The 15,388-nt window shown below is 46.2% G+C and carries 14 protein-coding genes; 9 read left to right on the top strand and 5 right to left on the bottom strand.

Features of this window, described 5'->3' with window-relative positions; all coding sequences use genetic code 11:
• The first annotated feature begins 11 nt into the window (after nt 1-11).
• The 3 genes from purU to ppnP all read left to right on the top strand — a co-directional run bounded on the left by purU (nt 12) and on the right by ppnP (nt 3,879).
• A complete protein-coding gene (purU, locus tag G9G54_RS04450; protein WP_023987631.1) occupies nt 12-911 on the top strand; it encodes a formyltetrahydrofolate deformylase in 900 nt (299 codons plus the stop codon).
• 392 nt (nt 912-1,303) lie between these two features.
• Nucleotides 1,304-3,349 carry a transketolase gene (tkt, locus tag G9G54_RS04445; protein WP_061829554.1) on the top strand — a complete coding sequence of 682 codons (2,046 nt, stop codon included), beginning with the start codon at nt 1,304-1,306 and terminating at the stop codon, nt 3,347-3,349.
• Nucleotides 3,350-3,564: 215 nt separating this feature from the next.
• Nucleotides 3,565-3,879, top strand: a complete 315-nt coding sequence (gene ppnP, locus G9G54_RS04440; protein ID WP_023987633.1) for a pyrimidine/purine nucleoside phosphorylase — start codon at nt 3,565-3,567, stop codon at nt 3,877-3,879.
• Nucleotides 3,880-3,987: 108 nt separating this feature from the next.
• Here ppnP and G9G54_RS04435 read toward each other — a convergent pair whose 3' ends face one another.
• A complete protein-coding gene (locus tag G9G54_RS04435) occupies nt 3,988-4,887 on the bottom strand; it encodes an NAD(P)-dependent oxidoreductase (RefSeq protein ID WP_165176282.1) in 900 nt (299 codons plus the stop codon).
• A 251-nt stretch (nt 4,888-5,138) separates the two neighbouring features.
• Here G9G54_RS04435 and G9G54_RS04430 point away from each other — a divergent pair, with 251 nt between their 5' ends.
• The 3 genes from G9G54_RS04430 to G9G54_RS04420 all read left to right on the top strand — a co-directional run bounded on the left by G9G54_RS04430 (nt 5,139) and on the right by G9G54_RS04420 (nt 7,862).
• On the top strand, nt 5,139-6,494 hold the full coding sequence (locus G9G54_RS04430; protein WP_013369975.1) for a glucose-6-phosphate isomerase: 1,356 nt from the start codon (nt 5,139-5,141) through the stop codon (nt 6,492-6,494).
• Between the two features lie 148 nt (nt 6,495-6,642).
• Complete coding sequence (locus G9G54_RS04425) at nt 6,643-7,275, top strand: YigZ family protein (protein WP_165176280.1); 633 nt, start codon at nt 6,643-6,645, stop codon at nt 7,273-7,275.
• Nucleotides 7,276-7,280: 5 nt separating this feature from the next.
• Nucleotides 7,281-7,862 (top strand): TetR/AcrR family transcriptional regulator, encoded by a 582-nt coding sequence (locus tag G9G54_RS04420; protein WP_029516378.1) that lies wholly within the window; start codon nt 7,281-7,283, stop codon nt 7,860-7,862.
• Nucleotides 7,863-8,034: 172 nt separating this feature from the next.
• Here G9G54_RS04420 and G9G54_RS04415 read toward each other — a convergent pair whose 3' ends face one another.
• Entirely contained in the window at nt 8,035-8,436 is a 402-nt protein-coding gene (locus G9G54_RS04415; protein WP_165176739.1) for a secondary thiamine-phosphate synthase enzyme YjbQ, read from the bottom strand.
• Nucleotides 8,437-8,655: 219 nt separating this feature from the next.
• Between G9G54_RS04415 and G9G54_RS04410 the strand changes: the two genes are divergently transcribed.
• Nucleotides 8,656-9,717, top strand: coding sequence for a sulfate/molybdate ABC transporter ATP-binding protein (locus tag G9G54_RS04410; RefSeq protein ID WP_061829549.1), 1,062 nt, complete (start codon nt 8,656-8,658; stop codon nt 9,715-9,717).
• A gap of 165 nt (nt 9,718-9,882) precedes the next feature.
• Nucleotides 9,883-10,653: an MBL fold metallo-hydrolase gene (locus tag G9G54_RS04405; RefSeq protein WP_165176278.1), complete on the top strand. Its 771-nt coding sequence runs from the start codon at nt 9,883-9,885 to the stop codon at nt 10,651-10,653.
• 15 nt (nt 10,654-10,668) lie between these two features.
• Here the strand turns inward: G9G54_RS04405 and G9G54_RS04400 are convergent, their stop codons facing one another.
• Nucleotides 10,669-12,162 (bottom strand): aminotransferase-like domain-containing protein, encoded by a 1,494-nt coding sequence (locus G9G54_RS04400; RefSeq protein WP_165176276.1) that lies wholly within the window; start codon nt 12,160-12,162, stop codon nt 10,669-10,671.
• A 132-nt stretch (nt 12,163-12,294) separates the two neighbouring features.
• Here G9G54_RS04400 and G9G54_RS04395 point away from each other — a divergent pair, with 132 nt between their 5' ends.
• A complete protein-coding gene (locus tag G9G54_RS04395; protein WP_165176274.1) occupies nt 12,295-13,206 on the top strand; it encodes a DMT family transporter in 912 nt (303 codons plus the stop codon).
• Nucleotides 13,207-13,344: 138 nt separating this feature from the next.
• Here G9G54_RS04395 and G9G54_RS04390 read toward each other — a convergent pair whose 3' ends face one another.
• Nucleotides 13,345-14,145 carry a Cof-type HAD-IIB family hydrolase gene (locus G9G54_RS04390; protein ID WP_023987642.1) on the bottom strand — a complete coding sequence of 267 codons (801 nt, stop codon included), beginning with the start codon at nt 14,143-14,145 and terminating at the stop codon, nt 13,345-13,347.
• 162 nt (nt 14,146-14,307) lie between these two features.
• Entirely contained in the window at nt 14,308-15,309 is a 1,002-nt protein-coding gene (locus G9G54_RS04385) for a lipoate--protein ligase (protein WP_165176272.1), read from the bottom strand.
• Nucleotides 15,310-15,388 lie beyond the last annotated feature (79 nt).

Here is a 15,388-nt window from a genome sequence, read left to right as displayed (position 1 = left end):
TTAATAGCCACATGGAAATTCACGTAAAACATCAGCCAAATAGCACTCTATCAGCCCATGAAAACCGCGCGCGTATGCTTGTATCTTGTCCAGACGGACCAGGTATTGTAGCGGCCGTGTCCCGTTTTTTGTATGAGCATGGGGCCAATATCGTTCAATCTGACCAATATACAATGGACCCGTCCGGCGGTATGTTTTTTATGCGGATTGAATTTGATCTGCCGAATTTGAGTGCAACCCAGCCACAGTTGGAGCAGGATTTTGCCGCTGTTGCTGAGCAATTCCGTATGGAGTGGACGATTTCTGCGGTCAGCCGCAAGAAAAAACTGGCTATTTTCGTTTCCAAAGAAGATCACTGTCTGGTAGAACTGCTGTGGCAATGGCAGGCAGGAGATCTGGACGCGGATATTTCATTGGTGGTTAGTAATCATCCGGATATGAAGGAGTATGTGGAATCATTTGGCATCCCGTATCACCATATTCCGGTAACCGCCGATACCAAACCGGAGGCGGAGCGCCGTCAACTAGAGGTCATTGGCGAAGACATTGACGTTATCATTTTGGCCCGTTACATGCAGATTATTTCGCCTAAGTTTATTGAGCATTATCGCAACCGGATTATCAATATCCATCATTCCTTTCTGCCCGCATTCGTGGGTGGGAAGCCATATGCCCAAGCCTATAATCGCGGTGTGAAAATTATTGGTGCTACAGCGCATTATGTAACTGAAGAATTGGACGGCGGCCCGATCATTGAGCAGGACGTGCAGCGTGTAAGTCATGGAGATGATGTAAATGAGCTAAAACGGATTGGTCGCACCATAGAGCGGGTCGTTTTGGCAAGAGCCGTGAAGTGGCATGCAGAGGATCGTATTCTGGTTCATGAGAACAAAACGGTCGTATTTAACTAATCCTAAAATTTTAGAAAAAATTTTGTGAGTATATATTTTTTTGTTGAACAAAGCCCGTTGCATAACGGGCTTTGTTTTTTTATGTGAGTTATTTGCCTTATAAACGGTCAGTACATAATATTTTTTGTGATTTTATAATTTTTTAAATGAGGTTAATACATTACGGGTATATTTATATGAGGACTCGGTACAACATTTCCACAATCATCTTTATAAACGATCTGGCAAACTTTCACGGCAAATGGTACAATACTTAAGAATGTATAAGTCATATTGAAACATTCAAGCAGATTCACTCACTTCAATAGACATCGTTTCTATATCGGACGGTGGTGTTGGAGAGTATGACCGAATGCAATTGACATACTTTATACAATATGAGGAGGCAAACCATGACTGACCAGAATCAAGCGATTCAAAAGGATGAAAACTCCACGATCGACAATTTGTCCATCACAACTATTCGTACGTTGGCAATTGACGCCATCGAGAAAGCAAACTCGGGACATCCTGGTATGCCGATGGGCTCCGCGCCAATGGGATACCAACTTTTTGCTAAAACGATGAATCATAATCCGGATCAACCTACGTGGGTTAACCGTGACCGTTTTGTATTGTCCGCAGGACACGGTTCCATGTTGCTATACAGCCTTCTACACCTGAGCGGCTATGATCTTCCTATGGAAGAACTGAAACAATTCCGTCAATGGGGCAGCCTTACACCGGGCCACCCTGAGTTTGGGCACACTGCTGGTGTAGATGCTACAACTGGACCTCTGGGACAAGGTCTCGCAATGTCCGTAGGTATGGCAATGGCTGAAGCTCAACTGGGTGCAACATATAATAAAGACGAATTTAAAGTTGTAGATCACTTCACGTATGCAATCTGCGGCGATGGCGATCTGATGGAAGGTATTTCCCACGAGGCTGCTTCGCTGGCTGGTCGCTTACAACTGGGCAAGCTGATTGTATTGTTTGATTCCAATGATATTACACTGGACGGCAAGCTTAACCTGTCCTCTTCCGAAAGTGTTGCCAAACGCTTTGAAGCTTACAACTGGCAAGTACTGCGCGTAGAAGATGGTAACGACCTTCCAGCCATCCAAAAAGCCATTGAAGAAGCGCAAGGCGACTCGACACGCCCTACGCTGATTGAAGTGAAAACAGTCATCGGCTACGGAAGCCCGAACAAACAAGGTAAAGGCGGACACGGTGGTACTCATGGTTCCCCGCTGGGATCAGAAGAAGCCAAGCTGACTAAAGAATTCTACAAATGGGTATACGAAGAGGACTTCCACGTACCACAAGAGGTTCGCGAGCATTTTGCTAAAGTAAAAGAGCGCGGTATCGCGGCGAACAAAGCATGGGATGAACAGTTCGCGAAATACAAAGCAGCTCACCCTGATTTGGCAGCTCAGTTCGAAACAGCTGTAAACGGCGATCTTCCAGAAGGATGGGATCGTGATCTTCCGAAATACACGACTGGAGACAAAGCCGTTTCGACTCGTGTAGCTTCTGGTAATGCTCTGAACGGATTGGCTCCAAACGTACCTTTCCTGACAGGCGGATCTGCCGATCTGGAGAGCTCCACGATGACACATTTGAACAACCTGACGAACTTTACGCCAGAAGACTACGCCGGCCGTAACATCTATTTCGGTATCCGTGAATTTGGTATGGCTGCTGCGATGAACGGTATGGCGTTGCACCAAGGTGTAAAAGTATTCGGCGGTACATTCTTCGTATTTACAGACTATCTGCGTCCAGCCGTTCGTCTGGCAGCTCTGATGGGATTGCCTGTAACCTACGTTCTGACTCACGACAGTATTGCTGTAGGTGAAGATGGTCCGACTCATGAGCCGATCGAACAATTGGCTTCCCTTCGTATTATCCCGAACTTGACAGTAATTCGTCCTGCGGACGGTAATGAAACTTCTGCTGCTTGGGCTTATACATTGGAAAACAAGAAAAACCCGGTTGCTCTGGTATTGACTCGTCAAAACCTGCCAATCCTGGCTGCTAGTGCTGAGCATGCACGCGAAGGTATCAAACGCGGTGCTTATGTGGTTGCAGATGCAACAGACGGCAAACCGGTTGCTCAAATACTGGCTACAGGCTCCGAAGTGCAATTGGCTGTTAAAGCTCAGGAAGCACTGGCAGAACAAGGTATTCAAGTACGTGTTATCAGCTTCCCAAGCTGGGATCTGTTCGAAAAACAAGACAAAGCATACAAAGATTCCGTTCTGCTGCCAGAAGTGAAAGCTCGTTTGGCTGTAGAAATGGCGTATCCACTGGGCTGGGAAAAATATGTTGGCGACCAAGGCGACATTCTCGGTATCAGCACGTTCGGTGCATCCGCACCTGGCGACCGCGTAATTAAGGAATACGGCTTTACGGTAGAGAATGTTGTTAGCCGTGTGAAAGCTTTGTTGAAATAAAACACTGGAGCATCGAAAACAGACAGTCGTAACCTGAGAAAGGCTTACGGCTGTTTGTTTCATACAGTTGATGCTTTGCAATGAAATCACTATTGAATTCCAATTTATAGGATACGGTGATACAGTGTGTATTTTCATACTGAAGCTGGAATCAAATCTATGTTATGATGCACCAATATTCATTCAACCATTGAGAGCAGATGAGGGGATAACGAATGACACAGTTTGATGGAGTAAGCGTAGTTAAAAAAGCAAACGTTTATTACGATGGTCAGGTTACAAGCCGTACAGTCATCCTGGGTGACGGCAGTAAGGTTACACTGGGTATTATGCTGCCAGGAACGTATGAGTTCGGCACGGATTCCCGTGAGATCATGGAGATTTTGGCAGGGGATTTGAGAGTGTTGCTTCCAGGTACTGAAGAATGGCTGGAAATACAAGGGGCGGCAACCTTTCACGTACCTGCAAAGTCATCATTTAAGCTGGAAGTACGAAGTGTAACTGATTATTGCTGTTCTTATCCCGAATAATAAGCCAAAACGGGTAAGCACACTCAGCTTTCAAGCCAAGTGTGCTTACCCTAAAGCTATGCCATATGTACACAAGCACAGCCGTATGGTTACAAAGAAAGGTACAACTTATTCGAGAGGTTGACCACCAATGGTGCGGCCAATCCATGCTTCGTATGTCTTCACGACAGCGGATAGGTCTTCATCGCCGTAGCCTTGTGTTTGCCCGGCTTGAAACAGGCTTTTGGCAATGGATAACATAGGTGCAGGGACGGACAGGCTGTCTGTTAGTGAGGAAGCAAGTTTCAAGTCCTTAAGCATCAAGGCGAGTGAGAACTGGTTGCTAAAATCATGTTCAATGATTTTGCGCCCTTTCAGGTCAGCGGCCTTGCTGCCTGCCGATCCGAGTTGTACTAATTCAAGGAAGCTGTCTGCCGGGATGCCGGATTTAGCTGCGATAGCAAAGCCTTCAGCCAGAGCGAGGTTATGAATACCAACCATCGTATTATGAGCGAGCTTGGCTACGGCTCCGCTGCCATTAGGTCCCATATGAAGTACCTTTTTGCCCAACGTATCAAAAACATCTGATTGTGCCGCAATGGCTTCTGCATTACCGCCAACCATGAACACGAGTGTGCCGTCTACAGCGGCAGGCTTACTGCCTGTTACGGGAGCATCAATGAAGGAGCAGCCCAGCTTGTCCGCTTCGGCGGCCAGTTGTTTGACCAGTTCAGGTGAAATCGTACTGTTGTCCATCACGGTCATGCCAGCCGTAAGTCCGGCAAACACGCCGTCATCGCCATAATAGATGTCACGAATGGAGTGATCATCGCTGACCATGGTAATGACCAAGTGCTGACCTTCAGCTGCTTCACGAGGAGTTGAAGCTGTACGTGCACCTTGCTCTGCCAGTGGTTCGCAGCGCGAAGCGGTACGATTATAAACTGTGACTCCGAATCCCTGCTTTAGCAGATTGGATGCCATCGGGGCGCCCATGGTGCCCAGTCCGATAAATCCGATGTTTTTCATTGCTAATCACCTTTCTTGTTGGAAGTTGCCGTCCGATGCAGATTGCGAGTTCGGCTTGAATTGAATATTGAAACAGGTTGATCTCAGTTAATTGTAGCATGGGCATGCTACCCTATCTACAAGAAGGGCTGTCAAGCACAGGATACACAGGTAACGCAAGCTTGTCAGGCCCAGCAAATTAAAGTATCCTATTCCTAAGTCCTTATGTTCGTATTCATGGTCTTAGTAATACCAAACAGGAGGTTCCAAACATGTCTAAAAAAGTTATTTTTGATTACACCAAAGCACTCTCCTTTGTAGGTCAGCACGAAATTGATTATTTTGCAGAGCCTATCAAGTTGGCTCATGAGCAACTGCACAACCAAACCGGTGTAGGTTCCGATTTTTTGGGTTGGATTGACCTGCCTACTAATTATGATAAAGAAGAGTTTGCGCGCATCCAAAAGGCTGCTGCTAAAATTCAAAGCGATTCCGAAGTACTGATCGTAATCGGTATCGGCGGTTCTTACCTTGGAGCACGTGCTGCGATCGAAATGCTGTCGCATTCTTTCTATAATGCGCTGCCTAAAGATCAACGCAAGGGTCCAGCTATCTATTTTGCTGGTAATAACATCAGCTCTACATATGTGAATCATCTGTTGGAACTGATTGAAGGTAAAGACTTCTCTGTGAACGTCATTTCCAAATCAGGTACGACAACAGAGCCGGCGATCGCATTCCGCGTATTCCGTGCAGCTCTGGAGAAAAAATACGGTAAAGAAGAAGCACGCAAGCGTATTTATGCAACGACGGATAAAGAACGTGGCGCTTTGAAAAAACTGGCTAACGAAGAAGGCTACGAATCCTTCATTATTCCTGATGATGTGGGTGGTCGTTACTCCGTGCTGACAGCAGTAGGCTTGTTGCCGATTGCTACTGCAGGCATTAACATCGAGGAAATGATGCAGGGGGCGGCAGACGCTTCCAAAGAGTACAGCAACCCGAATGTAGCTGAGAACGAAGCTTATCAATATGCAGCCGTTCGTAACGCTTTGTACCGCAAAGGTAAAGCAATTGAAATTCTCGTAAACTATGAGCCGTCTCTTCATTTTGTATCCGAGTGGTGGAAACAGTTGTACGGAGAAAGCGAAGGCAAGGATTACAAAGGCATTTATCCTGCTTCTGTTGATTTCTCGACAGACCTGCATTCCATGGGACAATTCATTCAGGAAGGCAGCCGCAACATTTTCGAAACGGTAATCCAAGTAGAAAATGTACCAAGTCACATCACCATCGAAGCAGATGAGGATGATCTGGACGGACTGAATTTCCTGGCAGGCAAAACTGTGGATTTTGTAAACAAAAAAGCATTCCAAGGTACATTGCTGGCTCACACAGACGGACAAGTACCGAACTTGATTGTAAATATTCCTGACTTAAGCCCTTACTCTTTCGGCTATCTTGCTTATTTCTTCGAAAAAGCTTGCGGCATCAGCGGCTACCTGTTGGGTGTAAATCCGTTCGATCAACCGGGCGTAGAAGCTTACAAGAAGAACATGTTTGCGCTGCTCGGCAAACCAGGCTTCGAAAAAGAAAAAGCTGAGCTTGAAGCGAGATTGTCTGAATAAGAGTGCTGTAATCTCTGATGCGAAACAGGATTTCGGTCAGAAGTGTTATAGTGTATAGCATCAATTAAAGTACAGGAAAGCAGTTCACCAGCTGCCAGAAGCGGGGGACTGCTTTCTTGTAAAATGAAGTAAGGAAGGTTATACGTGTATGTTGGAACAATACCGAACCGTACGCGGTGCCGGCAACAAGGAAATTGTGATCCGAAAATCCCGTTTTATCGGCCATATTCAGCCTGTTCAAACTGAGGAAGAAGCAGTTGCTTTCATAGAGCGCATCAAAAAAGAGCATTGGAACGCTACCCATAATTGTTCTGCTTACATGATTGGGGAAAGAGACGAAATCCAAAAGCAATCGGATGACGGAGAACCGAGTGGTACGGCTGGAAAGCCTATTTTGGAGGTGATCCGCAACCAGAAGCTAAAAAATGTCGCTATTGTTGTTACCCGTTACTTTGGTGGGATTTTGTTGGGAGCAGGCGGTCTGATTCGCGCGTATTCAGATGGTGCTGTTGCAGCAATCGAGGCAGGAGATGCAATTACATGTGTGCTGCATCGTGAAGTTTTTGTAGAATTGGATTATACCTGGTTGGGCAAAGTGGAAAATGAATTACGCAATCGCAGCATCCGCACTGGAGAAACAATGTTTACGGATAAAGTTACCTTAACCTGTCTGCCGCTGGCTGGTGATGCGGAATCCTTCAGCAACTGGATAACAGACTTGACGCAGGGGCAATCGCTTGTGTCGGAGGGAGAGCAGCTTTACTTTATTGAAGGGGAATAAATAATATGGCTAGAAGAGCAGTAGAACAGGAGTTGTCAAGAGGGCGGATTCTGGAAGCGGCCAGGCACTTGTTTATTACCAAGGGCTACCGTGCGATTTCAATGCGCAGCATTGGCCAGCATCTGGGTTACAGTCATGGTTCGTTATATTATCATTTTAAAGAGAAGGCTGAACTGTTCTATGCCATTGTAATTGAAGATTTTAATACATTGCGTGGGATTCTACTGCAAGCAGCAACAGGTACGCCTGATGATGGCTTGAGCAGGCTGGAGTACTTGATGCTGGAATTTATCCGTTTTGGTTTGGAAAATCCATATCAGTACGAAATTATGTTCATGATGCACGATGAAGAACTATTTGCATACTGTCGCACAGAGCAAAACCGTTGTGTGGAACTATTTGCGTCCATGATCCGTCAAGAATTGAGTGGTCAGGGGCATTCAGAGGAAGATTGCTCTAGGGTACCGAAAAGTCTGTTTTTATCCATGCATGGCTTTGTATCATTTTATATTCAGGACGGTTTAACATTTGAAGAAATTAGGCCCGCTGCTTTAGCACATGTAAAGCTGCTGTGCAGACACCTATGAGCGTACCTGCATTCACACACTTCAGCCATGAACATGTAGGGCGCTTTTCTGGGTGTATACACTTCATGACGGTGACTTATCATTACGTTACTTTGCGAAAGCGACTAAGAATTTAACAGACGATGATGCATCCAGTAGGAAAACATCATGGTCTGTTTTTTTACCCGGTCCGTCAGCCTTTCATGATCTTTACATGGTATTGGCGTCTGCGTGGTCCGTCGAATTCACAAAAATAAAGTCCCTGCCATCGTCCGAGCAACAGCTTTCCATCATGGATGATGATCGTTTGTGAGGGGCCTGTCGTAATGGATTTTAGGTGGGAAGCTGTATTTCCCTCCATATGGCGATATTGGGGATGCTCCCACGGATAAACTTCATCTAGTCTTAATATCACATCATGTTTGACGTCTGGGTCTGCATTTTCATTAATGGCGATGCCGGCTGTCGTGTGTGGACAATAAACAAGTGCGGTTCCTTGTTGGACCCCGCTTTTTTCGATCAATGAAGCAAGCTCTCGTGTAATATCGCGCATTTCATCTCGCCGTGTAGTGGATAATTCTAAAGTATGCAACAATAACTCCATCTCCTTTCTTCCTAATACTTTACCCTTTTAATTCCTAATATAATATATAGTTGACGAAAATTACTTTCCTTTGATAAAGTATCACATAAGAAAAAACATAGTATATACATTGGAATAATTAAATGATTTCAAATGAGGTACGTGCTTTGCGGGAAGCAAGGCTGCTGCTGTTCCTGAACAGGTCCAGAAGCGGAAAGGAAGTGTACGGATATGCATGTGGAAGTAAGAGGGTTAAACAAGCATTTCGGTAATTTTCATGCAGTAAAGGACGTATCTTTTGATATTCAGGCGGGCCATCTTATTGGCTTACTCGGTCCAAGTGGTGGGGGGAAAACCTCCATTCTTCGCATTTTGGCGGGTCTGGAGCAACCGGATGCGGGAGAAATTCATTTTCATGGAAAAAGGGTAAACGAGCTATCCCCGCAGGAACGTGGAATCGGATTTGTATTTCAAAACTATGCTTTGTTCAAGCACATGAGCGTCTACGACAATATTGCCTTTGGTCTGAAAGTGAAAAAAAGCTCCAAAACCCGCATCAAGGAACGGGTCACAGAGTTGGTCGAACTAACGGGGCTCAAAGGATTTGAGCATCGTTATCCGCATCAGTTGTCAGGTGGACAGCGACAGCGGGTTGCCTTTGCGCGTGCTTTGGCACCAGAGCCTCAATTGCTGCTGTTGGATGAGCCTTTTGCAGCTATTGATGCCAAGATTCGTCAGGAGCTGCGCACCTGGCTGCGAGAGTTGATTGAGCGGGTGGGTATTACTTCAATTTTTGTCACCCATGATCAGGATGAGGCGATTGAAGTAGCGGATGAAATTATGGTGATTAATCAGGGACGACTGGAGCAGAAGGGAACACCTTGGGATATTTATAAAAAACCGGGTACTCCGTTCGTGGCTTCCTTTATTGGGGAATCTACGGTGATTGAACAGGCAGGCAGTCTCCGAGGCTTCGAAGAAGCTGCTGGAGTGGGAACACGTGCCTTGATCCGTCCAGAGTATATTGATGTCGGGCCAAGCGAGGAATTTACGCTTCTGTCGGCGACTGAGGAAGGCACAGTGAAGCATTTGCATTTTCGTGGAAGTGAGTGGATGGTTGAAGTACAGGTCGGGGATCATCGTCTCATGACATACCGCTCGCTGGAGAAGTCTACGCTGGAACCTGGTCAGCAGGTGCGAGTGTTGGTGCATCGAGCCTATCTCTATAATGACCAGTCCAGCTGGATGGTGGAAAACCGCCTGAAGGAAGATCCAATGCCTATCATCATTTGAAAATAAATACGATCACGCATGAGGGGATGTCTGGCCGGATTTCACGGCTTTGGGCATGCTCCTTTTGGCGTTAGACGCTGGAAGGATTTACGCAGATGATTTACGTAGAATCGGTCTGTTCGTTATAATAGTAGTAAAAAGACCCAGGTAGATAGGAGTTAAACCATGAATCGGCTTATTTTTCTTGGCACGGGGGATGCAATGGGGGTTCCGCGTGTATATTGTGATTGTCTCGTATGCACAGAAGCTCGCACGACAGGGGCGAATGTAAGATTGAGATCGTCTGTGCTGATCGAAAGCGAGACGGAGGACTTTATGATTGATTGTGGCCCGGACTGGCGCAGACAGCTAGAATTACGCGGTTTGCGTTTTATCCCTACGATCCTTGTGACACATGCACATTTTGACCATATTGGAGGATTACCAGAATGGGCAGATGCCTGTCGCTGGACTGGGAACAGAGGTCGCTTGTACGCGCCACAGGAAGTGATCGACACGATCTTGCGTCAATTTTCCTGGCTCTCTGGAAACTTGGATCTTATTCCAGTAGACCAGGGAGCCCAACTTGGCGGATGGAATATCCGGGGATGGCGTGTGAATCACGGGAAGAACGGATATGCCTACGCTTATCGTCTGGAAAAGGACGGTTTCTCGTGGGCTTACTGTTCGGATTCGATTGGATTGAATGAGGTGGAAATTCTGCCCTTGCACAATCTGAATTTGCTCGTCCTGGGAACGAGTTTTTATCATGAGGAGGCCGAGTATGCCACCCGTTCCGTATATGACATGCTGGAGGCTCAGGAGCTTATAGGAAGGCTTAAACCCGAAAGCACAGTGTTTACACATATGTCCCATGATGTGGATGTCACACGCAACTATGGGCTTCTGGAAGGGATTAGCTTGGCACACACCGGCATGAGTTTGCCGTTAGAATAAAGGTGACCTTTACCTTTACATCGTTTGACTGATACGTAGAAGTGTGGAGATTCCTTCTTTGATTTGTAGCTCGTTGGCGTATGAATAGGACAGCCGTACATGCGTTTTACCCTCTGCGCCGATGGGATCAAATACATTGCCGGGGACAAAGGATACAGACTTTTGTACACTTTTGGCAAGTAATTCATTAGGTTTCAACGTAGAAGGCAGCTGGAGCCACAGGTTGAGTCCCCCTGCCGGACTGGTCCATGTCCAACCGGAATCGCGGAGACTGTCTTCCATCGTTTCCTTACGAATCTGGAGCGCAATGCATAGCTTTTTAATATGCTGCTGCATACGTGGAGATTGAAAGTATTGTAAAAACAGCTTTTGATTCAGCAGTGGCGATCCATTGTCCACCAACGCTTTGACGTTCAGCAGGCTGTTCATGAGCTGTGGACGGCAGGTCACGGCTGCGATTCGTAGACCAGGTGCGACATATTTACTGTAACTTCGAATGTAGACGACGCTTCCCGAAACATCATAGGCGAAAATCGGAGAAGGCGGCTTTTGCCCAAAACTAATGTCATAGGTGCTGTCATCCTCAACAATGAGACAGCCATAGCGCTCGGCTAGTTCTGGCAGTCGTTTGCGCTGCTCATCGGGTACTGTAAAGCCCGTCGGGTTGTGGAATGTTGGATTCATATAAAAGAGGCGTGGTTTTTCCGTTTTCATGCACCATTCAATCTGGTCCATATCATAACCTTCCGGTCGAATATCTGTCATCGTCAGCCGCGCGCCTTGTCTACGGAATATTTCCATGGCAGGGCCATAGGCAGGGCGTTCGATCAATACACGGTCTCCTGTATGGAGCAGAGATCGGGCAATTAAATCAATGGCTTGCTGTGCTCCCGAGGTAATCATCACTTCATCCGGTGATAAAGCAAAATGCTTATCCACGCTAAAATGCTGCGCCATGGCCTCCCGAAGCTCGGTATCACCCTGTACAGCGGAATAGGTGGCTGCTACTTTCGGATGCTTTTCAAAAACCTGCATCATCAGCTCTCCCCAAAATCGGTTGGGCAGGAGAGAGGGGTCAATCAGCGCTTTGGAAAACTGGAAATTCGCATTCACTGATTGAACGCGGGTAAGTCCATCCATTCCTCTCCAGGCTGAAACTGACGGATCATCTGCCGCATGGGCAGATTTGGAGTGAATCGTGAGGTCTATGGACGTATGTCCCGAGTAGCCAGCATATTTTGCATGTCCAGTCGCTTGGGAAGCATGAACGTAATATCCTGATTTGTCCCTTACATAGACCAGTCCCCGTTGTTTCAACTCCTGATATGCCCGGAAAACAGTTAGCCGATGTACACCCAGTTCCTGAGCCAAGCTTCGTACGGACGGCAGCTTCATGTCTGTTTGCCAATCCCCGCGATCGATCCGCACAGTTACATAATGGATAACCTGCTCATACAGCTTTAAGGCATGATCAGCTGGAAAAAGTAGATCGCTGTTGTTCTTACCCATGCTATCCACGCTCCTTTGTGTGTATTGTACTATATAGCACTTCAAAAACGTATACAACTGTTCTGTAGTTATACAACTGTTCTGTTCGTCTCCCTGTATGCTTAAAAGCAACTGAAGGGAGAGGGACGTATCATGATTGGGATCGCGTTTACAGTAATGTGTCTTATTTTTGGCACAACGTTTTTGGCTATAAAAGTGGGAGTGGAAGCCGGGCTTCCGCCGTTTTTATCGGCAGGGGTACGTTTTTTCGCCGCAGGTGCGATATTATTTATTGCTATGAAGCTGACCGGAAAGGTGAAATGGTCGTTATTATGGCGGAAGGAAATGTTGCTGATTGGAGCAGGAACGACCTTCGGTACATTTTCAGCCTTGTATTGGGCAGAGCAATATGTCAGCTCCGGGATCGGAGCTATTTTGTCAGCTACCGGGCCGATGATGATCGTCATTTTGCAATCTGTACTGCTACGGCAAAAAACGTCACGGATTACGGTCGTTGGCTGCATGATCAGCTTTCTTGGTGTGGTACTGGTTGTGCTGCCCGGATTGGCGGTTCAGATCAGTGGTCTGTGGCTGGCGGGATGCCTTGTCATTTTGCTGGGGGAGCTGTGTTATTCCGGGGGAGCTCTGTATTCCAAGCGAGTGATGGATGTATTTCGTGAAACGAACCCGATTGCCCTGAATGCGGCGCAAATGATCCATGGGGGATGGATGCTGCTGTTACTGTCTGCGATCACGGAACCGTGGAGTTCTGAGGGGTGGCAGTACCTTCCTGCCATGGGGTCTTTACTTTATCTGATCCTGTTTGGTTCGATGATTGCACATACACTGTTCTACTGGCTCATGGAGCGTACAAATCCCCTGTTTCCGACGACGTGGCTGTATATATCACCGCCGATTGCGGTGGGCTTGGGAGCGTTGTTGTATGGAGAGCATGTAAGCTGGTGGATGCTGGCTGGGGTGCTGCTCATTGTGACCGGATTAATCCTTATGAACAATGGAATTATCCGTCTGGTGAACAGGCGTAAGGTACGTTCTGCTGCCTGATATTTTAAAGGGGTCAGGTTATTATATGATCTGACAGAAAAGGCCTCCAAACTGTCGTATGTTACTGAACATGCGACGTTTGGAGGCTTTGTTGTTGTACTACTTCATTTAAGTATTATGGGAACAGTTACTTTTTACTTATTCAACATTGAGTACGAATTTGTCGATGGCGTGCTTAACACCGTCTTCGTTATTGCTGCGAGTGATGTAATCAGCCAGCTTTTTCAAATCAGGAATGGCATTCTCCATCGCTATGCCGAGACCAGCGCATTCAAGCATCTCATGGTCGTTCCAAGAGTCACCGATAGCAATCGTTTCCGACAGTTCACAGCCAAAATGGTTTGCAAGGAAGGTAAGCGCATGGCCCTTAGTGCCTTCATGATGCATAATTTCCAGAAAATGAGGCTTGGATTTTGTAATGTGAACTTCATTGCCAAGCAGTTCGCGAAGTTCAGGAATTAATTCATCCAACACTTCAGGCTCGTCGATAATCAGCAATTTAGGAGCCGGCTGCTCTATAACTTTACTGAATACAGGCTCTACAAAATATTCCGTGTTGTTCAGCTCCGTGTAATCTTTGATTTTCTGATTATCTTCACGTGTGTACAATTTGTCATCTATATACGTTTGCAGATGCAGATTGCGTTCCACGCAGAACTCATACAGGCGACGTGCAGCCACGAGTGGAACATAACGCTCATACAGCACGTTTTCGTCCAGCAGGTTTTTAACCAAAGCTCCTTGGTACGTAATAATCGGCACGTTCAAACCCGTCTGGCGAGCAATTTTGTGTGCAGAGGCATAAGCTCGTCCAGTAGCGAGGGTAACCACCACACCTTTTGCTACAGCAGCTTCTAATGCCTGTTGTGTCGCTGGTGTGACTTCTTTCTGGTCGTTAATGAGTGTATCATCAATATCAATGGCAATTAATTTATACATATCGGTATTCTCTCCTTTATCTCTATCATGGGGCAATGTTAAAATTGTATCTTATAATATTCAAAATGACAATATCGCAATGAAAAGGGGACGGCTCCTATAAGAGCCTGTCCCCTTATAACCACTGAAGTATTGGTTTGAAACGATGGGAAAAAGTAACGGTTAGTCTTCCAAAAATACAAGTCCAACAAAATCGTCCAACTCAATATTACCAAAATAGTGCTTCAAATCGAGAGAGGATAAGGCTTGACGTACCTCACCTTCATCATAACGCTTGCCGCGCAGGATATTTTCAATATCAGCAACGTCACCCACACCGAAGAAATCCCCATAGATTTTAATATCACGGATGTAGCCTTCCTTAAGATCCATGCGGATATCAATAATACCGACTGGAAATTTACGTGTGTGCTTGATATTGCTCTCGGGGGATAGACCGTAGTTCCAATCCCACGATTGGTAGCGTTCTTTGGATATTTCATGGATTTTGGCCCAATCGGTATCGGTGAGCTTATATTGAGGTACTTGATCCAATTCTGATCCGAATATGAAACGCAGCAGTTCCTCGCGAAATTGCTCTATGGTCATCTCACGGTCCATCAGTTCGCTGATGTTAGCCACGCGACTGCGGACGGATTTAGTGCTTTTGGATTTGAATTTTTCGGGATTGGCATGCAGCGATGCAGCCACATTATCCAGATTCAGGTTAAACATCAATGTACCGTGGCTGAACATACGTCCGCGTGTGGCAAACTGAGCGTTTCCTGAAATTTTACGTTCTCCGACCTGTAGATCGTTGCGGCCTGTCATTTCAGCTTCTACTCCCATTTGGCGGAGTGCATCAATCACAGGTTGCGTAAATTTGAGGAAATTATGAAAGGACTCCCCGTTATCCTTAGTAATGAAGCTGAAATTTAAATTACCGAGATCATGATATACAGCCCCACCGCCGGACAGGCGACGAACGACTTGAATATTGTTGTCCCTAACAAACTCGGCGTTGATTTCTTCAATAGTGTTTTGATGCTTGCCTATAATAATAGAAGGCTCATTAATATAAAACAGCAAATAGCTGTCATCCAGCGGTAGATGCTTGAGCGCGTATTCCTCAATAGCAAGATTAATGGCTGGATCGTGTATGCCCTGGTTGTCGATGAACAGCATGTCCATTCCTCCGTATATAAACTGTGTAATTTATGTGTGCCTCCTTCTATTGTAACCCAAGTGAGCCATGTACAAAAGC

This window comes from Paenibacillus sp. EKM212P (assembly GCF_011066115.1).
Taxonomy (GTDB): Bacteria; Bacillota; Bacilli; order Paenibacillales; family Paenibacillaceae; genus Paenibacillus; species Paenibacillus polymyxa_B.
This window is presented reverse-complemented; position numbering and strand designations above follow the sequence as displayed.

What these genes read in the sequence shown, in the direction of transcription:
- tkt (WP_061829554.1), top strand. Translation starts at nt 1,304, where the DNA reads ATGACTGACCAGAATCAAGCGATTCAAAAGGATGAAAACTCCACGATC.
- G9G54_RS04400 (WP_165176276.1), bottom strand. Translation starts at nt 12,162, where the DNA reads ATGGGTAAGAACAACAGCGATCTACTTTTTCCAGCTGATCATGCCTTA.
- G9G54_RS04420 (WP_029516378.1), top strand. Translation starts at nt 7,281, where the DNA reads ATGGCTAGAAGAGCAGTAGAACAGGAGTTGTCAAGAGGGCGGATTCTG.
- purU (WP_023987631.1), top strand. Translation starts at nt 12, where the DNA reads ATGGAAATTCACGTAAAACATCAGCCAAATAGCACTCTATCAGCCCAT.
- G9G54_RS04425 (WP_165176280.1), top strand. Translation starts at nt 6,643, where the DNA reads ATGTTGGAACAATACCGAACCGTACGCGGTGCCGGCAACAAGGAAATT.
- G9G54_RS04405 (WP_165176278.1), top strand. Translation starts at nt 9,883, where the DNA reads ATGAATCGGCTTATTTTTCTTGGCACGGGGGATGCAATGGGGGTTCCG.
- G9G54_RS04430 (WP_013369975.1), top strand. Translation starts at nt 5,139, where the DNA reads ATGTCTAAAAAAGTTATTTTTGATTACACCAAAGCACTCTCCTTTGTA.
- G9G54_RS04390 (WP_023987642.1), bottom strand. Translation starts at nt 14,145, where the DNA reads ATGTATAAATTAATTGCCATTGATATTGATGATACACTCATTAACGAC.
- G9G54_RS04410 (WP_061829549.1), top strand. Translation starts at nt 8,656, where the DNA reads ATGCATGTGGAAGTAAGAGGGTTAAACAAGCATTTCGGTAATTTTCAT.
- G9G54_RS04385 (WP_165176272.1), bottom strand. Translation starts at nt 15,309, where the DNA reads ATGCTGTTCATCGACAACCAGGGCATACACGATCCAGCCATTAATCTT.
- G9G54_RS04395 (WP_165176274.1), top strand. Translation starts at nt 12,295, where the DNA reads ATGATTGGGATCGCGTTTACAGTAATGTGTCTTATTTTTGGCACAACG.
- G9G54_RS04435 (WP_165176282.1), bottom strand. Translation starts at nt 4,887, where the DNA reads ATGAAAAACATCGGATTTATCGGACTGGGCACCATGGGCGCCCCGATG.
- ppnP (WP_023987633.1), top strand. Translation starts at nt 3,565, where the DNA reads ATGACACAGTTTGATGGAGTAAGCGTAGTTAAAAAAGCAAACGTTTAT.